At 65.0% G+C, this 23,084-nt stretch carries 22 protein-coding genes and 8 tRNA genes; 8 read left to right on the plus strand and 22 right to left on the minus strand.

The features are described 5' to 3' along the window. Positions 1-798: 798 nt before the first annotated feature. The 9 genes from QFZ41_RS02865 to soxR all read right to left on the minus strand — a co-directional run bounded on the left by QFZ41_RS02865 (position 799) and on the right by soxR (position 10,249). Positions 799-2,709, minus strand: a complete 1,911-nt coding sequence (locus QFZ41_RS02865; RefSeq protein ID WP_429197373.1) for a SurA N-terminal domain-containing protein — start codon at positions 2,707-2,709, stop codon at positions 799-801. 84 nt (positions 2,710-2,793) lie between these two features. Further along, positions 2,794-2,870: transfer RNA gene (locus QFZ41_RS02870), tRNA-Asp, on the minus strand. A gap of 9 nt (positions 2,871-2,879) precedes the next feature. Continuing rightward, positions 2,880-2,954, minus strand: a tRNA-Val gene (locus QFZ41_RS02875). A gap of 17 nt (positions 2,955-2,971) precedes the next feature. Beyond that, on the minus strand, positions 2,972-3,244 hold the full coding sequence (locus tag QFZ41_RS02880; RefSeq protein WP_429200169.1) for an HU family DNA-binding protein: 273 nt from the start codon (positions 3,242-3,244) through the stop codon (positions 2,972-2,974). Between the two features lie 336 nt (positions 3,245-3,580). Further along, positions 3,581-6,091: an endopeptidase La gene (gene lon, locus QFZ41_RS02885; protein ID WP_429197374.1), complete on the minus strand. Its 2,511-nt coding sequence runs from the start codon at positions 6,089-6,091 to the stop codon at positions 3,581-3,583. 172 nt (positions 6,092-6,263) lie between these two features. Continuing rightward, positions 6,264-7,559 carry an ATP-dependent Clp protease ATP-binding subunit ClpX gene (gene clpX, locus QFZ41_RS02890; protein ID WP_371024660.1) on the minus strand — a complete coding sequence of 432 codons (1,296 nt, stop codon included), beginning with the start codon at positions 7,557-7,559 and terminating at the stop codon, positions 6,264-6,266. A 104-nt stretch (positions 7,560-7,663) separates the two neighbouring features. Next, a complete protein-coding gene (gene clpP, locus QFZ41_RS02895) occupies positions 7,664-8,290 on the minus strand; it encodes an ATP-dependent Clp endopeptidase proteolytic subunit ClpP (protein WP_429200170.1) in 627 nt (208 codons plus the stop codon). Positions 8,291-8,344: 54 nt separating this feature from the next. Next, positions 8,345-9,637, minus strand: coding sequence for a trigger factor (gene tig, locus QFZ41_RS02900; RefSeq protein WP_429197375.1), 1,293 nt, complete (start codon positions 9,635-9,637; stop codon positions 8,345-8,347). A 177-nt stretch (positions 9,638-9,814) separates the two neighbouring features. Further along, on the minus strand, positions 9,815-10,249 hold the full coding sequence (gene soxR / locus QFZ41_RS02905) for a redox-sensitive transcriptional activator SoxR (protein ID WP_429197376.1): 435 nt from the start codon (positions 10,247-10,249) through the stop codon (positions 9,815-9,817). Positions 10,250-10,340: 91 nt separating this feature from the next. On the opposite strand from soxR, the gene QFZ41_RS02910 reads away from it, so the two are divergent. Both QFZ41_RS02910 and QFZ41_RS02915 read left to right on the plus strand, forming a co-directional pair. Then, on the plus strand, positions 10,341-11,720 hold the full coding sequence (locus QFZ41_RS02910; RefSeq protein ID WP_429197377.1) for an MFS transporter: 1,380 nt from the start codon (positions 10,341-10,343) through the stop codon (positions 11,718-11,720). A gap of 183 nt (positions 11,721-11,903) precedes the next feature. Further along, the gene (locus QFZ41_RS02915) at positions 11,904-12,122 is read left to right on the plus strand and encodes a hypothetical protein (RefSeq protein ID WP_429197378.1); all 219 of its coding nucleotides are present in this window, start codon (positions 11,904-11,906) and stop codon (positions 12,120-12,122) included. Between the two features lie 26 nt (positions 12,123-12,148). Here QFZ41_RS02915 and QFZ41_RS02920 read toward each other — a convergent pair whose 3' ends face one another. After that, a complete protein-coding gene (locus QFZ41_RS02920; protein ID WP_429197379.1) occupies positions 12,149-12,751 on the minus strand; it encodes a helix-turn-helix domain-containing protein in 603 nt (200 codons plus the stop codon). Positions 12,752-12,811: 60 nt separating this feature from the next. Between QFZ41_RS02920 and QFZ41_RS02925 the strand changes: the two genes are divergently transcribed. Then, positions 12,812-13,420, plus strand: a complete 609-nt coding sequence (locus tag QFZ41_RS02925) for a LysE family translocator (RefSeq protein WP_429197380.1) — start codon at positions 12,812-12,814, stop codon at positions 13,418-13,420. A 220-nt stretch (positions 13,421-13,640) separates the two neighbouring features. Beyond that, a complete protein-coding gene (locus QFZ41_RS02930; protein WP_429197381.1) occupies positions 13,641-13,844 on the plus strand; it encodes a hypothetical protein in 204 nt (67 codons plus the stop codon). A 79-nt stretch (positions 13,845-13,923) separates the two neighbouring features. On the opposite strand, the gene QFZ41_RS02935 is transcribed toward QFZ41_RS02930, so the two are convergent. The 8 genes from QFZ41_RS02935 to rlmE all read right to left on the minus strand — a co-directional run bounded on the left by QFZ41_RS02935 (position 13,924) and on the right by rlmE (position 17,424). Beyond that, positions 13,924-14,008, minus strand: a tRNA-Leu gene (locus QFZ41_RS02935). Positions 14,009-14,064: 56 nt separating this feature from the next. Further along, positions 14,065-14,140, minus strand: a tRNA-Lys gene (locus QFZ41_RS02940). Between the two features lie 26 nt (positions 14,141-14,166). Next, positions 14,167-14,243 (minus strand) — tRNA-His (locus tag QFZ41_RS02945). A 14-nt stretch (positions 14,244-14,257) separates the two neighbouring features. Continuing rightward, positions 14,258-14,334, minus strand: a tRNA-Arg gene (locus tag QFZ41_RS02950). 24 nt (positions 14,335-14,358) lie between these two features. Further along, positions 14,359-14,435: transfer RNA gene (locus tag QFZ41_RS02955), tRNA-Pro, on the minus strand. A gap of 146 nt (positions 14,436-14,581) precedes the next feature. Beyond that, a tRNA-Arg gene (locus tag QFZ41_RS02960) sits at positions 14,582-14,658 on the minus strand. Positions 14,659-14,842: 184 nt separating this feature from the next. Continuing rightward, on the minus strand, positions 14,843-16,777 hold the full coding sequence (gene ftsH, locus QFZ41_RS02965; protein ID WP_429197382.1) for an ATP-dependent zinc metalloprotease FtsH: 1,935 nt from the start codon (positions 16,775-16,777) through the stop codon (positions 14,843-14,845). Beyond that, positions 16,774-17,424 carry a 23S rRNA (uridine(2552)-2'-O)-methyltransferase RlmE gene (gene rlmE, locus QFZ41_RS02970; RefSeq protein ID WP_429197383.1) on the minus strand — a complete coding sequence of 217 codons (651 nt, stop codon included), beginning with the start codon at positions 17,422-17,424 and terminating at the stop codon, positions 16,774-16,776. The genes ftsH and rlmE overlap by 4 nt, the downstream gene beginning before the upstream one ends. An 84-nt stretch (positions 17,425-17,508) precedes the next feature. Between rlmE and QFZ41_RS02975 the strand changes: the two genes are divergently transcribed. From QFZ41_RS02975 to panE, 3 genes are read left to right on the plus strand one after another with little or no spacing between them, the layout of a single operon-like run. Further along, entirely contained in the window at positions 17,509-17,805 is a 297-nt protein-coding gene (locus tag QFZ41_RS02975) for a YhbY family RNA-binding protein (RefSeq protein WP_429197384.1), read from the plus strand. Positions 17,806-17,809: 4 nt separating this feature from the next. Continuing rightward, the gene (locus QFZ41_RS02980; RefSeq protein WP_429197385.1) at positions 17,810-18,181 is read left to right on the plus strand and encodes an Mth938-like domain-containing protein; all 372 of its coding nucleotides are present in this window, start codon (positions 17,810-17,812) and stop codon (positions 18,179-18,181) included. Between the two features lie 4 nt (positions 18,182-18,185). Next, on the plus strand, positions 18,186-19,127 hold the full coding sequence (gene panE, locus QFZ41_RS02985) for a 2-dehydropantoate 2-reductase (protein WP_429200171.1): 942 nt from the start codon (positions 18,186-18,188) through the stop codon (positions 19,125-19,127). Between the two features lie 137 nt (positions 19,128-19,264). Here the strand turns inward: panE and QFZ41_RS02990 are convergent, their stop codons facing one another. Genes QFZ41_RS02990 through surE form a run of 4 tightly spaced genes read right to left on the minus strand, consistent with a single transcriptional unit; the run spans position 19,265 to position 22,404 of the window. Then, positions 19,265-20,269, minus strand: coding sequence for a peptidoglycan DD-metalloendopeptidase family protein (locus QFZ41_RS02990; protein WP_429197386.1), 1,005 nt, complete (start codon positions 20,267-20,269; stop codon positions 19,265-19,267). A gap of 29 nt (positions 20,270-20,298) precedes the next feature. After that, on the minus strand, positions 20,299-20,907 hold the full coding sequence (locus QFZ41_RS02995; RefSeq protein WP_429197387.1) for a YqaA family protein: 609 nt from the start codon (positions 20,905-20,907) through the stop codon (positions 20,299-20,301). A gap of 29 nt (positions 20,908-20,936) precedes the next feature. Beyond that, positions 20,937-21,572, minus strand: coding sequence for a protein-L-isoaspartate(D-aspartate) O-methyltransferase (locus QFZ41_RS03000; RefSeq protein ID WP_429197388.1), 636 nt, complete (start codon positions 21,570-21,572; stop codon positions 20,937-20,939). Between the two features lie 49 nt (positions 21,573-21,621). Next, positions 21,622-22,404 (minus strand): 5'/3'-nucleotidase SurE, encoded by a 783-nt coding sequence (surE, locus tag QFZ41_RS03005; protein ID WP_429197389.1) that lies wholly within the window; start codon positions 22,402-22,404, stop codon positions 21,622-21,624. Positions 22,405-22,519: 115 nt separating this feature from the next. Between surE and QFZ41_RS03010 the strand changes: the two genes are divergently transcribed. Continuing rightward, positions 22,520-23,062 carry a Smr/MutS family protein gene (locus QFZ41_RS03010; RefSeq protein WP_429197390.1) on the plus strand — a complete coding sequence of 181 codons (543 nt, stop codon included), beginning with the start codon at positions 22,520-22,522 and terminating at the stop codon, positions 23,060-23,062. Positions 23,063-23,084 lie beyond the last annotated feature (22 nt).

Below are 23,084 nucleotides of genomic sequence, written 5' to 3' on the forward strand. Positions count from 1 at the left end.
GCTAGCGGGAGTCCCCTGGTGGGAGCCGACCCTGTCGGCGATTCTGCGGCAGCGGGCCGGTTTCATGCACGGCTCGGCTTCGCCCTCGCGTAGGTTGGTGGGGCACTGAGGTGTCGTGCGACACAAGCAATGCCCGCGATCTCGGGGGCAAGCCGTTCCGTGTGAACCCCCGCAGCCGGGTGGGAAGCGGGCTGGCCCGCGATCCGCCACCCTATGTCGAGCGAACGAGGCGGTGCATCGCATCCGAGCGAGCGGTGACAAGCCTCGCACGATCACCGCAAAGCCTCCTTCGCGCGGAGGCAGATTGCGGCATCGCGGGCCAGCCCGCTTCCCACCCGGGTGAGGGGGACTCGCAGGAGGCGGCTTACGTGTGCGGTGTCCAACCCGGTGGCGAGCGTTGCTCTTGCCACACGACACCTCGGTGCCCGGAAGAGCCGTCGGCCGCCACCCTCGGCGCGAGGTGTGGAACCGAGGAGCGCCGGGCGAAAAGGCCCCGCAGGGGGCCGGCCTTGACGGCCGGCCGTTTCTGCTGAGGCAGGAGCCGAATCGGAAACCCCGCCCGGCGCGACGGGCGCGACGGGGCGCCAGCCATAAGACATGGCCGCGCAGCGGCCTCCTTTCCCGAGCGACGGTGCAACTCGGAGCGACGAGGGTGGCGGCCGACGGCTCTGCCCCACCGCCGCCCGCTGCCGCGGGATCGCCGACAGGGTCGGCTCCCACCAGGGTCGGCTCGCACCTGGAGGATAAAAAAAAGCCCCTCCGGAGAGGGGCTTCTCGAAGCGCCGGAACCCGCCGTGCTTACATGCGGTCCTGGGCGATCTTGATCTCGCCGCGGGCCTTCAGCGCCTGGATGTACTCCAGCGTGGCAGCCTGGGCCATGGCATCCATCATCTGACCGCGCAGGGCATCGCGCTGGCCCTTCTCGACCTTGGACGGATCGCCATCGGTGACCTTGTCGACCGCCACCAGCGCATAGGCACCGTTGCCCGTCTGCACGGTGGACCAGGCGGGCTTGCCGTTCAGCGGATGCGGCAAAGTGAAGGCGCCTTGCAGGATCGCCGGCGGCACGTCGTTGATGCTGGCGAGCTTGCTGCGTTCCAGGCCCGCAAGCGTACGCACCGGCGCCTTCACGAGGGCGGCGACGTCACCCCCCTTGGAAAGCTGCGCGACGAGTTCGTCGGCCTGCTTCTTCGCCAGCGCGTCGACGCGCTCGTCAAGGATGCGCTGGCGCACGGCGTCGGCTACCTCGGCCAGCGGCTTGGGCGCGGCGGAATTGTGCTTGGCCAGGTGCATCACCACCGCATGACCCTTGTCGACCTGGACCAGCGACGAATTGTTGCCCTGGGCCAGCACATCGTCGGCGAACGCCGCGGCGACGAATTTCGGATCCGGCGGGATGCCGGCACCGCCCTCGCGACCGAACAGCGGCGAGGTCTTGATCTCGAGGCCTAGTTCCTTGGCGGCCGGTTCCAGCGAACCGGGGTTGCGGTCGGCGAGATCGGCGAGTTGGCCGGCGCGCTCATTGTAGAGGCGCTCGCCTTCGCTCTTCGCCCAATCTGCGGCCAATTGCGCGCGTACCTCGGCGAAGGGCTTCGCATCGCCGTCACGGGCATCGCGCAGCCAGATGATGTGGTAACCCTCTTCCGGCGAAAGCACGGGTTCCTTCGTGATGTCGCCCTTCTTCATGCCGAACAGCGCGGTGTCGAACGCGGCGTTCGCGACACCCTTCTCCAGCCAGCCGAGGTCGCCGCCACTACGCTTGGAGCCCAGGTCGTCGGAGTTCTCGGCGGCGAGCTTCGCGAAATTCTCGGGCGTGGCTTCCGCCGCGATCTTCTTCGCCTTATCGAGCGCCGCCTTCTGCTGCTCCGGCGTGGCGTTCTTCGGCACGTTGACCAGGATGTGCGACGCCTCGCGTTGCTCCGGCTGCGCGTAGCGCTGCTTGAACTTGTCGTAGAACGCGTGCAGCTGTTCGTCGGTGGGTTCGCCCACCTTGAGTTCGGACTGCTTCACTTCGAGGTACTGCACGGAAACCTGTTCCGGCGTGGTGTAGTCGGCGATGTGCGACTTGTAGAACGCGTCGATGTCGGCATCGGCGACCGTCGCGTCAGTAAGCGAGGGGCGCGGCAGTTCGACGAAACGCAGGTCACGCTGCTGCAGGCGCAGGCGGAAGAACGCGTCGACGTCGGCATCGCTGACGAGCGTGGTGTTCGCGATCGCTTCGGGAATGATCTGCGTGGCGAGCGATGCGCGCACCTTGGCCTCGTACATGCCCGGGCTCATGCCCTGCATCGAGAGGATCGCGCGATACGCCTCGGGGCTGAACTGACCGTTGACCTGGAAGCCGGGATCGCTGCCGATCGCCGAGCGCACGCTCGCATCGGACACCGCGAGGCCGAGGTCGGTGTTGGCCTGCTGCAACAACGCCTGACTGATCATGCCGTCGAGCACGCGCTGCTTCAGCTCGGGCTTCTCGAGATCGGCCGCCGTGAATGGCGAGCGCGGATCCTGCGCGGCCTGCTGGCGGAGTTCGTTGAGCCGCTGTTGCCAGTCCTGCTGCGAGATCTCGTGATCGCCGATCTTCGCGACGTAGGTGTCGACGCGCGACACGAAGTACGACTCGATGCCGAAGAACGCGACGGCGAAAACGCAGACACCGAGCACGATGGCGGCGGGCCAGCCATGGATCTTGTTACGCAGGGCTTGCAGCATGATGCGACTCGCGAAGGTGACGCCGATAACCCTTACCGGCGGTAGATAAAGCAAAGGCGCCACGCGGGCGCCTTTGCGGACCAATGGCGGAGTGGACGGGACTCGAACCCGCGACCTCCGGCGTGACAGGCCAGCATTCTAACCGACTGAACTACCACTCCACTTACGTTTGGTGGGTGCTGAGGGGATCGAACCCCCGACCAGCGCCGTGTAAAGGCGACGCTCTACCGCTGAGCTAAGCACCCCCTACGGTAAGAACCGATTAGTTTACGTGATCCTTCAGCGCCTTGCCAGCGGTGAAAGCCGGGGCCTTCGACGCCGGGATCTTGATTTCAGCGTTGGTGCGCGGATTGCGGCCGGTGCGGGCGGCGCGGCTGCGCAGCTTGAAGGTGCCGAAGCCGATGAGAGCCACGTCGTCACCCTTCTTGAGGCTGTCCTTCACCGCATCGATGAACGCCTCGAGAGCCTTGCCGGCGTCGGCCTTGGACAGCTCGCTCTTTTCGGCAATGGCGGTGATCAGTTCGGATTTGTTCATTACGTAACTCCCTTCAAAGGTAATTCGAATCGCTGGACAGCGATCCTGTACGAGAAGACGGCAGATCGTCGAATCGAAGCCAGTGGCAACGTTCGCCGACCCCGCTATCCATGGCGCCCTTGCGGCGCGGGCGATTGCGGTGTCGCCTTTATACCAGCGCCCTCCCACCATACGCAATACAAGCAATACCAAGGCTTTCAGCACATATGCATGGTCTTTGGAGGCTTGCGCGCGGCGGAAAAAACGATTATCGCGGGGGTGTCATGACAGGACGACGAAAACGAAAAGGGCACACTTGCGCGTGCCCTTGTTCGTGAGGAGGAACGATGGAACGCCTCAGTGCGTGAGCGACGGCGACGCCTTGCCCTTGCCACGCTTGGCGGGCTGACGCGGCACCTCGACCTCTTCGCCACCCTCGCCCGTCTTCTTCGGGCTCAGGGGACGCTCCAGGGCGAGGTCGAGCACTTCGTCGATCCACTTGACCGGATGGATGTCGAGCGATCCGGTGATGTTCTCCGGAAGGTCCACGAGATCTTTCTTGTTCTCCTCGGGAATGATCACCGTGGTGATGCCACCGCGGTGCGCCGCGAGCAACTTCTCCTTGAGGCCACCGATGGGCAGCACGCGGCCGCGCAGCGTGATCTCGCCGGTCATGGCCACTTCGGAGCGGACAGGCACCTTGGTGAGCGCGGAGACCAGCGCGGTGCACATGGCGATACCCGCGCTAGGGCCGTCCTTCGGCGTGGCGCCTTCGGGCACGTGGATGTGGATATCGAGCTTCTCGTGGAAGTCCGGCTCGATGCCCAGCGCGGCGGCACGCGCACGGACGACGCTGAGCGCGGCCTGAATCGATTCCTTCATCACGTCGCCGAGCTGCCCGGTGTGGACCAGCCTGCCCTTGCCGGGCACCACGGAGGCTTCGATGCTGAGCAGGTCGCCACCTACCTGGGTCCAGGCGAGGCCGGTGACCAGGCCCACCTCGTTCTGCTGCTCCGCGCGGCCGAAGTCGAAGCGGCGCACGCCAAGGTAGTGATCGAGGTTCTCGCCGTCGACGCGGACCTGGGCGGGCGCGAGCGCCTTGCCCTTGGCAGCCTTCGCGGACGCCTTCTTGACCTTGGCCTTCGCCTTGGCCGGCACCGTGCCCAGCGCGATTTCCTTGACCACCTTGCGGCAGATCTTCGAGATCTCGCGTTCGAGGTTGCGCACGCCGGACTCGCGCGTGTAATAGCGCACGATGTCCCGCAAGGCATCCTCGCCGATCGCCAACTCTTCCGCGCGCAGGCCATTGGCCTTGAGCTGCTTCGGCAGCAGGTACTTCTGCGCGATGTTGAGCTTCTCGTCCTCGGTGTAACCCGGGATACGGATCACCTCCATGCGGTCGAGCAGCGGGCCGGGAATGTTCAGCGAGTTGGCCGTCGCGATCCACATCACCTCGGAGAGGTCGAGGTCGACTTCCAGGTAATGATCGTTGAACGCGTTGTTCTGTTCCGGGTCGAGCACTTCGAGCAACGCCGACGACGGGTCGCCGCGGAAGTCCATCGACATCTTGTCGATCTCGTCGAGGACGAACAGCGGATTCTTCGTGCCGATCTTGTTGAGGTTCTGCACGATCCGGCCAGGCATCGAGCCGATATAGGTACGGCGATGTCCACGTATCTCAGCCTCGTCGCGCACGCCACCTAGACTCATGCGCACGAACTTGCGATTGGTCGCCTTGGCGATCGACTGCCCCAGCGAGGTCTTGCCCACGCCGGGCGGACCGACGAGGCACAGGATCGGGCCCTTCATCGTGTTCACCCGCTGCTGGACAGCGAGGTATTCGAGGATGCGCTCCTTCACCTTCTCGAGGCCGAAGTGGTCGGCGTCGAGGGTCTCCTGGGCCAGCGCGAGATCCTTGCGGACCTTGCTGCGCTTCTTCCACGGCACGCCCACCACCCAGTCGAGGTAGTTGCGCACGACGGTGGCCTCGGCCGACATCGGCGACATCTGCTTGAGCTTGTTGAATTCCTGGCGCGCCTTGGCGAGCACGGCCTTCGGCATGCCTGCCGCATCGATCTTCTTCTGCAGCTCTTCGATCTCGTTCGCGCCTTCCTCACCGTCACCCAGCTCTTTCTGGATGGCCTTCATCTGCTCGTTGAGGTAGTACTCGCGCTGGCTCTTCTCCATCTGCGACTTGACGCGGCCGCGGATGCGCTTCTCGACCTGCTGCAGGTCCATCTCGCCATCGACCAGGCCGATGAGCAACTCCAGGCGTTGGCCGACGTCGGCGGTCTCGAGCACTTTCTGCTTGTCGCCCATGCGCACGGACAGGTGCGCGGCGATCGAGTCGGCGAGGCGCGAGGGATCGTCGATGCCCGAGAGCGTGGCGAGAATCTCAGGCGGGAGCTTGCGGCTCTGCTTCACCAGTTGCTCGAACAGGGAGACGAGCGAACGCGAGACCACGTCGAGCTCTCGCTCGTTGCTGGTATAGATCGGCTCGATAACGCGGGCGCGGCCGCTCATCATGCCGGCCTCGTCTTCGAAGGCGTCGATCTGCACGCGCGACTGCCCCTCCACCAGCACCTTCACGGTACCGTCGGGCAGCTTCAGCAATTGCAGGACGCCGGCGAGCGTACCTACCTGGTGCAGGTCGCCGATGGAAGGGTCGTCGATATCCGGGCTCTTCTGTGCGACGAGCAGGATCTGCCGCTCGCCCTCCATCGCCCGTTCCAGCGCACGCATGGACTTGTCGCGCCCGACGAAGAGCGGGATGACCATGTGCGGGTAGACGACGACGTCACGCAGGGGCAGGACCGGCAACAGGTCCAGCTCGGATCCGCTCGTGGTTTGGCTGCGATTCTTCGCCATGTGCTTGGGGTTTCCCTCGGAAGATTTGGGCCTCGCCCCGACACTGCGCCGGAGCCGCCATAGACGTCAAGTGGTGGTTCGCGAAGGACCGATCAAGAGCCGCGCGCGCAAACAAAAACGGCCCCGGCGTCGTGAAACGCCGGGGCCGTCATGGCTTGGTCCGCCTGACGAATCAGGCCGCGTCGCCGCCCTCGCCCGCGATACGCTGCTGTTGCAGGTTCCCGCGGTAGATGAGGTAAGGCTCCGCCTGGCCGTCGATCACGGCGTCGTCGACCACGACCTTGCTGACGTGTTCCAGCGAAGGCAGTTCGAACATCGTATCGAGCAACACCTGTTCGAGAATGGTTCGCAGTCCGCGCGCACCCGTCTTCCGCTTGAGCGCGCGGCGGGCGATGGCGGACAAGGCTTCCGGGCGGAACTCCAGCTCGGCGCCTTCCATGTCGAACAACTTGCGGAACTGCTTGGTGACCGCGTTCTTCGGCTCGGTGAGGATCTGCACCAGGGCCGCCTCGTCGAGTTCGTCGAGCGTGGCGACCACGGGCAGGCGGCCCACGAACTCGGGGATCAGGCCGAAGCGGACCAGATCCGCCGGCTCGACTTCCGACAGCATCTTGCCGACGTTCTCGGTACGCTCCTTGGAACGCACCTCGGCGCCGAAACCGATGCCGGTGGTCTCGGAACGCTGCTGTATCACCTTCTCGAGCCCGGCGAACGCACCGCCGCAGATGAAGAGGATGTTGCGCGTGTCGACCTGCAGGAATTCCTGCTGCGGATGCTTGCGGCCACCCTGCGGCGGCACCGAGGCGAGCGTGCCCTCGATGAGCTTGAGCAGGGCCTGCTGCACGCCTTCCCCAGAGACGTCGCGGGTGATCGACGGGTTTTCGCTCTTGCGCGAAATCTTGTCGATCTCATCGATATAGACGATGCCGCTCTGCGCCTTCTCGACGTCGTAGTCGCACTTCTGCAGGAGCTTCTGGATGATGTTCTCGACATCTTCGCCCACGTAGCCGGCTTCGGTCAGCGTGGTCGCGTCCGCGATCGTGAACGGCACGTTGAGCAGGCGCGCCAGCGTTTCGGCCAGCAGCGTCTTGCCCGAACCGGTCGGACCGATCAGGAGGATGTTGGACTTGCCCAACTCGATGTCGTCGTTCTTCTGGCGCGATTCCATGCGCTTGTAGTGGTTGTAGACCGCGACGGAGAGCGCCTTCTTGGCGCGCGTCTGCCCTACCACGTACTGGTCGAGCGCTTCCATGATCTCGCGCGGCTTCGGAAGATGCGTGCGACCGGAGGCCGCTTTCTCTTCCAGTTCCTCGCGAATGATGTCGTTGCACAGCTCAACGCATTCGTCGCAGATGAACACGCTGGGGCCGGCGATCAGCTTGCGCACTTCATGCTGGCTCTTGCCGCAGAAAGAGCAGTAAAGGATCTTGCCGCCGTCGTTGGAACGGCTCTGCCGCTCGTCGCTCATGCTATGGGCCCTACTGAGAATCCAGGTGCGCTTTGAGAATAGCACAGCCCTTCGCCCCTGAACTCAGGGGCGAAGGGCTGGTTTTCACAAGCGAAAAAGTTCAATCAAGCTGAACGGACGGTCTCGACCGTACGCTTGTCCAGGACCGAGTCGATCAGGCCATAAGCCTGGGCTTCCGCCCCGCTCATGAAGCGATCGCGCTCGGTGTCGCGGGCGATTTCTTCCACCGTCTTGCCACTGTGGTTGGCGAGGATCGCGTTGAGCCGCTCGCGCATGGTCAGGATCTCACGGGCATGGATCTCGATGTCCGTGGCCTGGCCGGAGATGCCGCCAGCCCAGGGCTGGTGGATCATGATGCGCGAATGCGGCAGCGAGTAACGCTTGCCCGCCGCGCCGGCGGCCAGCAGCAAGGCGCCCATGGAGGCGGCCTGGCCGATGCACATCGTGCTCACGTCCGGCTTGACGAACTGCATCGTGTCGTAGATCGCCATGCCCGCGGTGACGGAGCCGCCCGGGCTGTTGATGTACAGGCTGATGTCCTTGTCCGGGTTCTCCGACTCGAGGAACAGCAGCTGGGCGACGATCACATTGGCCATGTAATCGTCGACCGGACCGACGGCGAAGATCACGCGCTCCTTGAGGAGGCGCGAGTAGATATCGTACGAACGCTCGCCACGCGAAGTCTGCTCGACGACGATGGGCACCAGGTTGAGGTTCTGGATCGGAGCCATGGACATGGGGTCTCTCCTTCGTGTGGGGCCCGGTTGTTGCCAGTGGATCGGCACTCAGGTGCCGATCGGTCGCATTACCTCGTCGAAGCTCAGTTCCTGGTCGGTGGTCTTGGCATTATCCGCCACCCACTCGGCCACCTGGTCTTCCATCACGCGGTTCTGCAGTCCCGACATCAGTTGGGGGTCACCGTTATACAGTTCAATGACCTTTTCCGGTTCCTCATAGGTCGAGGCGATCGCCGTGAGCATCTCGCTCATGCGCTTGCGATCGAGGCGGAGCTCGTTCTTGCGGGCGATCTCACCCATCAGGAGAGCGGCGATCACGCGCTTGCGGGCGAAAGGCGCCGCCTCGGCGATCATCTCCGGGCCCGGCTCCTGGCCGCGCGGGAGGTTACCGGCGGCGAGGCTGCGGGCCTCGGCGTTGGCCATGAGTTCCGGCACGTCGAGGTCCGGATAGGCATTGGCCAGCTTTTCCGCCACTTCGGACTTCAGGCGAGCCATGAGCGTGGCCTTCAGTTCACGCTCGAGGTTGGCCCGGACTTCCTTGCGGAAGGTCTCGATGTCGCCATCGGCCACCCCGAACATCTTCACGAACTCGGCGTCCACGGCCGGCAGGTTCGGCTCCTGCACCTTGACGATCTTGAAGCTGACCTTGGCGGTCTTGCCAGCCAGGTCCGGGTTGCGGAAGTCTTCCGGGAAGGCGACGTCCTGGACGAGATCCTCGCCGGCGCTACGGCCGGTCAGGGCCTCATCGAGCGCCTTGAACAGGGTGCCCGAGCCGAGCACGCTGCCGGCACGCTCCAGGCCCTCGGCCGGGAAGCGGTAATCGCCGGCTTCGGCGGCGTACTCGAACATCACGAAGTCGCCTTCCTTCGAGGCACGCGACACTTCGTCGAAGCTGCGGCGCTGCGTGCGCAGGGTTTCGATCATCTTGTCGATGTCGGCATCCTTGACTTCGGCCTTCGGACGGGAAATCTCCAGGGCGGAGACGTCGACCGCCGGGAATTCCGGCATCACCTCGAAGGTGGCCGTATAGGCGATCTCGCCGTTCTCGGCATTGCCCGTGGTGTCCACGGACGGGTTGGCGATCGGCTGGAGCTTTTCCTGCGTGACGGCGTCGCGGAGCGTGCTGCCGATGAGTTCGGACAGGGCTTCGCCACGGACCTGCGCACCGAAGCGCTGCTTGATCACGTTGGCAGGCACCTTGCCCGGACGGAAGCCCTTCAGGCGCACCGTGCGGCCCATTTCAGCGATGCGCTCGCTCACCTGCGACTCGAGGCGCTCCGCCGGGAACTTCACCGTGAGCTTGCGCCCGAGCTTGCCGACATTCTCAACCGAAACCTGCATGACCTCTCCTGAAACCACCACGGACGTGGCGCGATGGCGAACATCCGTCGCCGTAACCGAAACAAAGGAATTCACCGCGAATCCGGGGCCGGCCGCCGCGACCTTCCCCCCGGCGGCGAAAAACCCCGCAAATGACTGCCCATTCTACGTTTTGGGCTCCTGCTGCCGCAACCGTCGTCAACCCGGCTCCCAGCGCCTCGGACCGCCTCCCCCGCCAGCCAGCGCGTCGCCCGGATTGGCCAGGGTGCAGGCTGTCAGGGACAGGCAGCCACAGCCGATGCAATCGGTCAGGCGATCCCTCAGATTGACGAGCTGAGCGATCCGTTCGTCCAGCTCCTGGCGCCAGGAGGCGGACATCGCGGCCCATTCCTCGCGCGTGGGGGTCCGCTCGTCCGGCAGGCCGGAAAAAGCCCTGCGCACGGCGTCCAGGGGCACTCCGACACGTTGGGCCACGCGGATCACCGCGAGCCGCCGGAGCACGTCGGCCGCGTAACGTCGCTGGTTTCCGGCCGTCCGCAGGCTGCGGATCAAGCCTTTGCGTTCGTAAAAATGCAGCGCCGACACGGCCACGCCAGACCGCTTCGCCGCCTCGCCCACGCTCAACTCGCGCATCGCTTGACCTCAACATTAGTTCAGGTCTCATGCTGCGCCATCCCGGTCGCGCGCACAAGCGTGCGAGACTCCCCTTCCCCAAGGACGCAGAATGAACGTGGGAACACCAGACCAAGGCCTGCTCCGTGCCGGCGAACCGCCCGCCGTGGCGGGCATCCTCGCCCCGCCGTACCGGGCGGCCACCATCGGCATGGTCGCCCTCATTTCCCTGATCGCCTTCGAAGCCCTGGCGGTCACCACGGCCATGCCTACCGTGGCGCGCGACCTGCACGGACTCAAGGCGTACGCCCTGGCCTTCGGTGGCGTACTGGCCACGAGCGTCATCGGTATGACCCTGTCAGGACGCTGGAGCGATCGCCGCGGCCCGGGCCCCGCCCTCTGGACCGGACTGGCGGGGTTCGTCGCCGGGCTGCTGATCGCCGGTTTCGCGCACGACATGCCGACCCTGCTGGTGGGACGCCTGGTCCAGGGGCTGGGCGCAGGCTGCCTTTCGCCCGCCCTTTACGTCATCGTGGGACGCCTGTATCCGGAATCGCTGAGACCGAAGGTGTTCGCTTCGTTCTCGGCGGGCTGGGTCGTACCAGCATTGATCGGCCCCGCCGTGAGCGGGGCGATCGTCGAGCATGTCGGCTGGCGCTGGGTTTTCCTCGGCGTGCCGCTGCTGGCGATTCCGGCCGCCGCGGGACTGCGTGGCGCCCTGCGCTCGCTGGGCAAGCCGTCAGGCGTCGCCAGTGACGCGCCCGGCCGCATGATGAACGCCGTGGGCGCGTCTCTCGGCGTCTGCCTGCTTTTCGTCGCGGGACAGGAGCGTGGGTGGTTCGCGGCGGCGTTATTCGCACCGGCCATCGTGCTGCTGTATGCCTGCGGGCGACGTCTGCTTCCGCCGGGCACCTTGCGCGGGGCACGAGGCCTTCCCGCCGTGGTCGCCCTGCGCGGTGTCGCCGCGTCGGCCTTCTTCGGCACCGAGGCTTTCCTGCCACTGGCCTTTTCGAGCGAACACGGGCTGTCGCCGATGTGGGCCGGCATCGCCATCAGCGTGGGCGCGATCGGCTGGTTCTCCGGCTCTTGGTACCAAGGCCACTACGCGAAGATCTCACGACAAGCACTGCTGAATCGCGGCACCATCCTGATGGTGATCGGCGTGCTCGTGGCGTCGCTGAGCACCTTCGCCTGGATGCCAGTTATCGCCTCCGTCGCTGGTTGGCTGCTTACCGGCCTCGGCATGGGCATGCTCTACGGCACCGTCGCCGTGCTCGCCTTGTCGATGTCCGCCGAGCACGAACAGGGTGCGAACAGTTCCGCCTTGCAGTTGTGCGAATCGCTGATGGTCGCGACCACGCTGGCGATCGGCGGTTCGTTGTTCGGCGCCTTGCTCGATGTTTCGCACACCGCCGCATTCGCCGCCAATTTCGCTATCACGGTGGTGCTGGCGGCTTTGGGACTGATCGTGGCGCGCCGCGTTCGGGCGTAGTCGGGCTACGGAGCGATCGCGCGCGAGCGCGCTTCCCACCCTAATGGACTTCGCTCTTACGCGAGTTCCCACCTCCCGTCGGGTGGGAAGCGCGCTGGCGCGCGATCAGGCCGCATCAGCAAAGCCATCGCGAATCACGTATGTACAATGCCGTTCCCAAGGACAGTCACGGCAAGGACACGCGTGAACGACACCGATTACCGCCTGATCGACGCGACCCTGATCAAGCTCGTGCACGAGGCGGGCAAGCTGTCCGCGGAGACGAGCAAGCTCAGTGCGGAAACGGCGAGGATTCAGGCCGAAAGCCGTTATTACCCGATGATCGCCGCGGGGACCCTCGCGGTTGGTGTCCTTGGCGGCGTCACGGCACTCATCGCCTGCCTCATCAAACTGGCGTTCTGATCGTCGCCGCGCGCGTCGGCGGCCAGCTATCCGCGTCGATGCAGTTCCGCGACCGCCATCGTGAAAACGAGTTCGGTCTTTCCTTCATTCGCATAACGGTGTGGCACGTCGGTGCGGGCGATCGCGGAGTCGCCCTTCGGCAGCACGAGCGTCGTGCCGCCCACGACCAGGTGAAGCTCGCCCTTCTCGACATGGAACAACTCCATCGTTCCCGTGGGGTGTCCCTGCGACTCGTAGGATTCACCCGGTCGCATGATCCAGCGCCAGAGTTCGATCATGTCGGGACCCGAGGTACCGGCAAGCAACCGTGCGCTGCCACCCTCGCTCCCGGTCCACAGGGTGGGAATGTCGCCGCCAGGGATGCGGCGGACGGGTGACGACGGGGCGACGCTGACGATATCGGCAACCGACATGCCGAACGCCGCGGCGACCTTGCACAGCGTGCCGATGCTCGGGTTGGCGGTCCCTTTCTCGATCTCCACCAGCATGCCCTTGCTCACGCCGGAACGCTTGGAAAGGCCGTCCAGCGTCAGCCCCGCGTTCGCACGAAGTATCTTCATTCGCGTCGATAGCACGGCGCTCAGTCCGTCCAGGCTCGTATCCGGGTTGGTCGATATATTGACTTTCATGGTCACTAGTCGTTACCTTGAACTGCACGGTCAATATATTAACCCACCACCGGGCCCGTCATGCTTCCCTCGCTATCGTTCCTGCTCGCCGCCACCGCCCTGGCAATCGTGCCCGGTCCAGGCATCGCTTACGTGGTGGCCCGCACGGTGACGGGTGGCCGCGCGGAGGGCGTCGCGTCGTCGATGGGAACGGCCGGCGGCGGCATGGCGCATGTCCTGCTGTCGGCGCTGGGGTTGTCGTTGCTGATAGCGGAATCGCCCGTCCTGTATTCCGCGATCAAATACCTGGGCGCGGCCTACCTGCTTTACCTCGGCCTGAAGATACTGCTCGCGCGCCCCGAAGCAACGGACGTTCCCCGCGTAGCGCGTGCCGGAGCGAAAAAGGCCTTCAGGGATGGCATCGTCGTCGAAGCGCTGAACGTGAAGACCGCCATGTTCTTCATCGCTTTCATCCCGCAGTTCGTCTCGCCGGCACATGCTTTCGCACCGCAGTTCATCCTGCTGGGTTCGATCTGCGTTCTGCTCAACACCAGCGCCGATCTGGTCGCGGTGTTCGCCGCCAGCCGCTTCCTCGCATCGGACGCCAAGGCGCGGCGGGAGCGCCTGCTGTCTCTGGTTTCCGGCGTCATCATGATCGGGCTGGGGTTGTTCGTGGCCACAAGGGGCTAGTGTCGATCGACTCGGCGACAAACAGCCGTTGGACGGCTATAAGAAAGCGGCGCATATCGCCTACTCGCAGTCGAACCTTTCCCCACAGAAGTTCTCGACCCCTTCGGTGCATTCTGCTCCTCGTCCTGAGGGCTGAAATCTTTGCCGGAATCTGGCCTGGCCCCCAGCGAGCATCGCTGGGCGAACTCGCCCCCTCGTCCTGATACCCTAGGAGCATTCCATGGCCGAGGCCAAAACCGTGCAAGCCGCAGAACTCGAACAGATCCACGCGAACATCACGAAGACCATGGCCGAAACCATGAAACTCGGCGCTGAGACTGCAAAGATCCAGGCCGAGCAGCGCTATTACCCCATGGTTGCCCTGGGAGCCATCATCGTGAGCGCGCTGGGGGCCGGAGCGGTGGTCGTCGCGAAGTTCTTATAGTCTCCTGGCAAGCCACCACGTCACCCGACGAATCCGCCAGACCGGCGGTTTTTTTTGGTTGAGCCAAGGAGAAACAGAATGGTGCGAGAGGCGGGACTCGAACCCGCACGCCTTGCGGCGTCAGAACCTAAATCTGGTGCGTCTACCAATTCCGCCACTCTCGCGCAGCGAGCCATTCTAAAAGAAAACGCCGGTAGCGGGAGCTACCGGCGTCTTGAATTGGTGGGCCGTGTAAGATTCGAACTTACGACCAATTGATTAAGAGTCAACTGCTCTACCAACTGAGCTAACGGCCCGTTAAAACTTGCAGCTACGTTGTAAGTGGGGTGGACGATGGGACTCGAACCCACGACATCCGGAATCACAATCCGGTACTCTAACCAGCTGAGCTACGCCCACCATAAAACACCATTTGGCGCGCCCGACAGGAATCGAACCTGCAACCGTCGGCTTAGAAGGCCGATGCTCTATCCGATTGAGCTACAGGCGCAGGCACTGTACGTAGAACGCCAACTGGTCGGGGCAGAGGGATTCGAACCCCCGACATCCAGCTCCCAAAGCTGGCGCTCTACCAGACTGAGCTATACCCCGAAACTTAAAGCACTATCCCGATATACCGGGGTGAAGCCTTCAAATGTTACGGGTCAAACTCAAGCCCGTCAATCTGTATGAACACACCACACTTTCAACTACCGCGACCGTAGCCCAGGGGCGACGGCTTTGCTGCTTAAGAAAAATGGTGCGCCCGGAGAGATTCGAACTCCCGACCACCAAGTTCGTAGCCTGGTACTCTATCCAGCTGAGCTACGGGCGCACACTTGAAACCTTAGACCCGGTGACTATCGCCGTGAAGCGTTAGCGCCGTGCCGAGAAGCGGAATTATTCAGATATCGGACGCACGCGTCAACACTTTTGTGCATCTTTTTTTCTCGGATTCGTAACAGTCCCTGTAAATGGCCGTCCGAATGCAAGAAGGGCGGCCTTCGCCGCCCTTCCCTTCACAGCTGTGTCGCGGGCTTGCCGACCTTGTCCGGCGCGGAGCCGGCGTCGCCACGAGGCGGCGGAGGCGGAGGCGTCGAGCCCGGCTTCTGCCAGTCAGCCGGTGGACCCGGCTCGCGATTGTTCATGATGTCGTCGATCTGGCGCGCGTCGATGGTCTCGTACAGCAACAGTGTCTCGGCCATCACGTGCAGCTTGTCGATGTTCGTGGTGAGCAGCTCCTTGCTGCGCGCGTAGGCGCGGTCGAGGATCGTACGCACCACTTCGTCGATCTTGCGTGCGGTCTCGTTGGACACGCTCTTGTGCTGCGTGACGGAGCGGCCGATGAAGACCTCGTCTTCCTCTTCGCCGTAAGTCACCGGCCCGAGTTCGTCGGACAGGCCCCACTTCGTCGCCATGTTGCGCGCCATCTTGGTCGCGCGTTCGATGTCGTTGGATGCACCGGTGGTGACCTTGTCGTGACCGAAGATGAGTTCCTCGGCGACGCGGCCGCCGTACAGCGAGCACAGCTGCGATTCGATCGCGACCTTGTTCATGCTGTAGCGATCGCCTTCCGGCAGGTACATCGTCACACCCAGCGCGCGGCCGCGCGGAATGATCGTGACCTTGTAGACCGGATCGTGCTCGGGCACGAGACGGCCGATGATCGCGTGGCCGGCCTCGTGATAGGCGGTGAGACGCTTCTCTTCGTCGTTCATCGCCATCGAACGGCGTTCGGAACCCATGAGGATCTTGTCGCGGGCACGATCGAGGTGACTCATGCGCACTTCGCGCGCGTTCTCGCGGGCGGCGAACAAGGCCGCCTCGTTCACGAGATTGGCGAGGTCGGCACCGGAGAAACCCGGGGTACCGCGCGCGATGACCATCGGCTCGACATCGGCCGCGGTCGGCACCTTGCGCATGTGCACCTTGAGGATCTGCTCACGGCCCTTCACGTCCGGCAACCCGACGACCACCTGGCGGTCGAAACGGCCGGGACGCAGCAGCGCGGGATCGAGCACGTCGGGGCGGTTGGTGGCCGCGATGACGATGATGCCCTCGGTGCCTTCGAAGCCGTCCATCTCGACCAGCAACTGGTTGAGCGTCTGCTCGCGCTCGTCGTGACCGCCACCCATGCCGGCGCCGCGATGGCGGCCGACGGCGTCGATTTCGTCGATGAAGATGATGCACGGTGCGTGCTTCTTCGCCTGCTCGAACATGTCGCGCACGCGGCTCGCGCCGACACCGACGAACATTTCGACGAAGTCGGAGCCTGAGATCGAGAAGAACGGCACCTTGGCCTCGCCCGCGATCGCCTTGGCGAGCAACGTCTTGCCGGTACCAGGGGGACCGACCATCAGCACGCCACGCGGGATCTTTCCGCCCAGTTTCTGGAACTTGCCCGGATCGCGCAGGAATTCGACCAGTTCGCCGACTTCTTCCTTGGCTTCGTCGCAGCCGGCGACATCGCCGAAGTTGACCTTCACCTGGTCTTCGCCCTGCAGCTTGGCGCGCGAGCGGCCGAAGCTCATGGCGCCACGGCCACCGGAGCCCGCCTGCATCTGGCGCATGAACCAGATCAGCACGGCGACGAAGATGATGATCGGCAGCCAGTTGAAGAGCAGGCCGAGCAGCGAGAACCCGTTGTCCGCCGGCTCCTGGCGAAGTTCCACGCCCTTGTCGCGCATCTGCTTGACGAGGTCGCTCGTGGACAGGCCGACGACCGGCACCACCGTGCGGTAGGAACCGCCGTCCTTGAGCTTGCCGGTGATGGTCGGGGGAGCGGTGGAAGTGATCGTGCCGCTCGCCACGTTGCCGTTGTCGATCTGCTGGGCGAATGTCGTGTACGACATGTCCTGCGACGACCCGCCGTGCGGGTTGAACGTCTGGAACACGGTCAGCAGGACCACCGCGATGATCAGCCAGAGCAACAGGTTTTTTGCCATCTCATTCATGCGCGGTTCTCGCCAGGTTGCCGGGACGCGGACTTGAGGCCGGTCGCCAGCGCATAGACCTCTCGCGAACGTGCGCGGGAGGCCTTCGGTTTACGCATCGTCACGCGACTGAAGTCCGCGCGCAAGTTCTTCAGGTACTCGTCGAACCCTGCCCCCTGGAACAGTTTCACCAGGAACGACCCGCCGGGCTTCAGCCAGTCGAGACTGAACTGCCGGGCGAGGTCGCACAGGTCCATGGCGCGGATCTGGTCGGCGAGTGCCACACCGGACATATTGGGGGCCATGTCCGATAGGACAAGATCGACCTTCTGGCCTTCCAGCTTGCTTTCGAGTTCGCGCAGGACCGATTCCTCGCGGAAATCGCCCTGCATGAAGTCCACGCCGGCCAGGCCCGCCATGGGCAGGATGTCCAGGGCGATGATCGTGCCCGTGTCGCCCATGCGCTGCCGCGCCAGCTGCGACCAGCCGCCGGGAGCGGCGCCGAGGTCGACGACGGTCATGCCGGGCTTCAGCAGGCGGTCGCGGTCGATCAGCTCTTCGAGCTTGAAGACGGCACGGGAGCGAAGACCCTCGGCCTGGGCCTTCTTGACGTAGGGATCGTCGAAATGCTCCCGCAGCCAACGGGAACTGCTCTTGCTGCGTGCCATGGGCTTTCGACCAACAATAAGTAAGGTGCAGGTCGTGCATGATACCCTTTGACGCCTGTCAGCCGCACATCGAACCTGAACGCAATGTCGCTTTCCCCTACACAGCGCCGCTACCTGCGCAGCCTCGCCCACGATCTCCGCCCCGTCATCCTCCTGGGGAACAAGGGCGCCACCGAGGCGGTCGCCAAGGAACTGGCCCAGGCCCTGGATATTCACGAGCTGGTCAAGGTCAAGCTCTCCGGGGGAGACAAGGACGAGCGCCAGGAGCAGATCGCCTTCCTGACCGGCCAGACCGGGTCGGAGACGATCCAGGAAATCGGCCACGTCGTCGTCCTGTTCCGGCGGAACGAGCAGGACCCGAAGCTCGCCCTGCCCCGGTAAGCCCATGGAACTGTCGTTCGAGCATCCCGGTGAGTACCTCTTCGTGCGCCGGGTGGGCGCCGACACGGTCACGGTGGTCGACCGCGACTTCCACAAGAGCATCCTGCTGACCCCGAAAGAGGTCATCGAAGACTGGACCGCCACCGACGCGTCCCGGCTCACGCTCGCGGACGTCGAGAAGATCGTGGCCCTGGAACCGGAACTGGTCTTGCTGGGCACCGGCGAACGTCAGGTCTTTCCGCCCGGCGAGGTCATGGCCGGCTTCCTGCGCCGGGGCATCGGCGTCGAGGCGATGACCAACGGATCGGCGGCACGCACCTACAGCCTCCTGGCGGGCGAAGGCCGCCGCGTGGTCGCGGCATTCATCCTCCCCTGAGGGAATTCCCATGCGCATCCTCGTCCTCGGAGCCGGTGGCACCGGCGGTTACTTCGGTGGCCGCCTGGCCCAGGCCGGCACCGACGTCACCTTCCTCGTCCGTCCCGAAAGAGCGAAGGCGCTGGACGAAAAAGGGCTGGTCATTCGCAGCCCCTTCGGAGACGCCACGTTGCGGGTCGATCACGTCACCGCGGAAACGGTGGCCACGGCGGGACGCTTCGACCTCGTCCTGCTGTCGTGCAAGGCCTACGACCTGCATTCGGCCATCGAGGCGATCGACCCCGCCGTGGGCGAGACGACCGCGATCCTGCCGATCCTCAATGGCCTGGCCCACTATCCCGTTCTCGACGAGCGCTTCGGGCCGGACGCCGTGGTCGGCGGTCTTTGCGTCATCAGCGCGGCGAAAGGCCCCGATGGCGAGATCCTCCACCTCGGCAACGGTGCATCGGTGACTTTCGGCGAACGCGACGGCCAGGCACACGGTGGCCGTTGTGACGCCATCGCCTCCGCATTCGCCGCGGCAAATGTCGATCACACCCTGTCGACCGACATCCAGCGCGACCTCTGGGCCAAGTTCTCGTTCCTCGCCACGCTCGCGGGCGCCACCTGCCTGTTCCGGGCCAGCGTGGGCGATATCGTCGGCACGAACGACGGGCGCCAGCTCACCGAGCGGATGTACGAGGAGTGCCTGGCCATCGCCCGCGCATCGGGCCACCCGGTTCCCGACAACGCGCGGTCGTTCGCCTGGAAAACCTTGACGCAAGAGGGCTCGCCGCTGACCGCGTCGATGCTGCGCGACCTGGAATCCGGGCAGCGCATCGAATCCGACCATATCGTCGGCGACATGCTGCGACGCGCACGCGATGCCGGTGTCCCCGCGCCCATGCTGGAAGTGGCCTTCGCGCATCTGCAGGCGTTCGAAGCAAGGCGCAAACGCGCCGACTGACCCTGTGGGACTGACCCTGTGGGAGCCGCTTCAGCGGCGATCCCGCGGCAGCGGGCAAACTCGAGTCGAGCACCCATCGCCGCTGAAGCGGCTCCCACAGAAACCTCAAGACAAGAGAAAGCTCGCGGCCAACACCTCTAGCGAGGCGGCAGGTACTGCAGCGGATCGACCGGATTGCCGTCGCGGCGTATCTGGAATTGCAGCTCGTCGCGAGTGGCCCCGGTGGAACCCATCTCCGCCACGCTCTGCCCCGCTTTCACCTTCTCGCCTTCCTTCACCAGGCGCTTACGGTTGTGACCGTAGGCGGAGAGGAAGCTGTCGCTGTGCTTGATGATGACGAGCTCGCCGTAACCGACGAGGCCGTTGCCGCTGTAAACCACCACGCCGTCGGCGGCGGCGCGGACCGGGTCTCCCGCCTTGCCACCCACCTCGATGCCGGGGATGGCGTCGCTCGATGAGAATTTCTTCAACAACGCGCCGTCGGCCGGCCAGCGCCAGTTGATCCCGCCCGCGCTGCGCGTGGCCCCGCTGGCGACGATGGGCGTTGTCGCGGGCGGGTTCTCGACCGGTGCGGGCGGCTGTGTCACGGGCGCGCTGGGCGGCGGAGGGGTGGGCACCAGCGATTCGGCGGGCTTGCCGGCGATGACCACAGGTGTGTTCGTCGTGGTGGCGGGCGCAGGCGCCGTGGGCGGCAAGCTGGCTCCGGCATCGGCCACATGGGCCGGCGGCGAGGGCGCCACGGGAGGTTGCGCGGGTTGTGCCGCCGGCGCCGGATGGCCGGCCGCCGGAGGCGGCACGGCGGCGACCACAGGCGCGGTGTGCGAAACCGCCGGCTTGTCCTCGCGCCCCGGTGGGGAAAGACGCAGGTCCTGCCCCGGCCAGATCGTGTAGGGCGATGCGATGCCGTTCCAGCTGGCGAGGTCGCGGAAATCCACCTTGTTGCGGAAGGCGATGCTGTAAAGGGTATCGCCCTTGGACACCCGGTAGCTGCCGCCGGGCGGAGGTGCCGGCGTGGCCGCCCGCGCGGGCGTATAGGTGCTGCCAGGGCTACGCGTGACGACGACCGAGCTGCGGGTGACGTCGCATCCGGAAAGCATGAAGCCCGCGGCCAACATGGCGGCCAACGCGAGCGGACGGGTCATGAGCATCGCGGACTTCCTTTCACGGTCACTCATCTCAGCAGGAACCACCAGGCGGCCAGGAGGACGATCGCTACGATAACAGCCCATCCTATCCATTCGATGTGTTTGCGCAGCATCTGCTCCGCACGTTCACCGAACAGGCGGACCAGCAGGGCCAGCAACCAGACGCGCTTGCCACGGCCGATCATCATGCAAATAAGGAAGGGCAAAACCGGCACGCCGACGATACCCGACGCCCAGGTGACGAACTTCATCGGCACCACCGGCTGCAGGGCGGCCATCGCCAGCACGATGTAGAGACCCAGCGAGTGCGCCTGCATGTCCTTCTGTAAACTGGCCACGCCCGTCTGGATCGGTGCGAGCAAGTGAAGCGATTCCAGCAGCGGCTTGAGCGCCTCGTAGGCGAAATGGCCGAGGGCGTAACCCACCAGCGAGCCCAGCAACGAAAACAGCAGGCTCCAGTTCGCGAAGCGGAAGGCCTTGCGTGGCTCGGCCAGCATCATCGGCGCCAGCATGATCTCCGGCATCACGGGGAAGATGAAGGCTTCGACGAAGGAAAGCCCGGCGAGATAGCGGACCGCGTGGCGATGGCGTGCCCAGACGATGGCGCGCTCGTAAAGCGAAGCGAACATCCGCATTCAGCGGTTTTCCTTGTGATGGAAACGCATCAACCGATGCCGCCGAGAAGCGGCACGAAACTCACGGCGCCGAGATCCTCGCGGACCACATCGCCCTTTTCATCTTTACGCAAGCGCACGAGCACCTGCTGGCTGGGGCTGCCGACGGGAGCCACGAGCACCCCGCCCGGTTTCAACTGGTCGAGCAGTTTCGCCGGAATGCGGTCACCCGCGGCGGTGAGGATGATGCCTTCGAACGGGGCTTCCGATTCCCAGCCCAGCTTGCCATCGTCGTGGCGGGAACGCAGGTTCTCGATGCCGAGCTGACGGAAACGGCGCCGCGCCTGGCGCAGCAGTTCCTCGATGCGCTCCACCGTATACACGGTGGGCACGATGCCAGCGAGCACGGCGGCCTGGTAACCCGATCCCGTGCCGATTTCGAGCACGCGGCCGGGTACGCCGTGCTCGATCAACGCCTCGGTCATCCTCGCGACAATCCACGGTTGCGAAATGGTCTGGCCGTGGCCGATCGGCAGGGCGGTGTTTTCATAGGCGCGGCTGTGCAACGCCTGGTCGATGAAATGATGACGAGGCAGCTGGCGGATCACCTCGAGCACGCGCTCGTCGCGGATGCCCTCCTCGGCGAGCTTCGCCACGAGGCGGTCGCGTGCACGCTGCGAAGTCATTCCTTCGCCGCGCAACGCGGAAGGCGGAAGGGCATGCAGGTTCACCACCTCAGGCCGCCTCCTCGTTGTCCATCGCCGACGACAGCGACAGCGCCCAACTGCTGACCTTGTCCAGCGCCTGGAACCGCGTGAGGTCCGTATGGATGGGCGTAACGGAAACGAAACCGCGGCGCACGGCGTCGAAGTCCGTGCCGGGGCCGTCGTCCTCGATCTCGCCCGGCGGACCGATCCACCACATCGCACGGCCGCGCGGGTCGGTAGTCTGGATCGCCGGCGCCGAACGGTGACGCTTCCCGAGCCGGGTGACTTCGAAACCACGGACCTGATCCCACGGCAGGTCAGGCACGTTCACGTTGAGGATCGTATCGGCCGGCAGCGGGTCGACGATCAGGCGGCGCATCAGCATCAGCACGGCGTTCGCCGCGGCGTCGAAATGGCGGCCCGAGCCTTCGCGGGTCACCAGCGACACCGCGATGGCGGGAAGCCCCAGGAAACGGCCTTCCATGGCGGCGGACACGGTGCCCGAATAGATCACGTCGTCGCCGAGGTTGGCGACGTTGTTGATGCCGGACACGACGATGTCCGTCTCATGCTCGAGCAGACCCGACAGCGCGAGGTGGACGCAATCGGTGGGCGTACCGGCGACGCGGTACGCGCCGTCATCCAGTCGCTGTACACGGATGGGTGCGTCGAGGGTGAGCGAATTGCTCGCGCCGGAACGGTCGCGGTCCGGCGCGACCACCGTCACCGTACCGAACTCGGCCAGACGCCCGGCCAGCACCTGGATGCCAGGGGCCTCCACGCCGTCGTCGTTGCTAACCAGAACTTGCATGCTGATCCAGATCGAAAAACGGGTGCGGCGGCCCCATGTCGATGGAGGCCGCCCGACCGTCCAAGTCTACCGGACCGGGGCGCCGGATTCACGAAAGCCCGCTAGGATGGGAGCCATGAAGCGACGCCCTTCGACGGTACATGACGACGATAGCCGCCTGTTTCGCGAGGCGATCGGCGACGTTCGCCCCATGACACCCGTGGAGGCCGTGCCCGACCGTCCACGGCCGGAACCGCATCCCCACATGCGCGACGCCGACGAAGCGGCCGTGCCCGCCGAGTCGCTGCTGTTCGACTACGATCCCGCCGACCTCGAGGTGGGCGAGGAACTGTCTTATTTGCGCGATGGCTACCCGCCGAAACTCCTGAAGCAACTCAAGCGCGGCCAGTTCAGCATCCAGGCCGACGTCGACCTTCACCAGATGAACGCGGCGGCGGCGCAGCTGACGATCGGCGAGTTCCTCGCCGAATGCCGTCGCGACGGCGTGCGTTGCGTGCGCATCATCCACGGCAAGGGATTGCGCTCGAAGGCGGCCGGGCCGGTATTGAAAGGGCTCACCGATCGCTTGCTGCGGCGACGGGACGACGTGGTGGCGTTCGCCTCGGCGCGGCCGATGCAAGGTGGCACGGGGGCGGTGGTCGTCTTGTTGAAGGGGTGATGGGCGCCCGCCTCATCCAGGC

Origin of the sequence: Luteibacter sp. W1I16 (genome assembly GCF_050434905.1) — a bacterium.
Taxonomy (GTDB): Bacteria; Pseudomonadota; Gammaproteobacteria; order Xanthomonadales; family Rhodanobacteraceae; genus Luteibacter.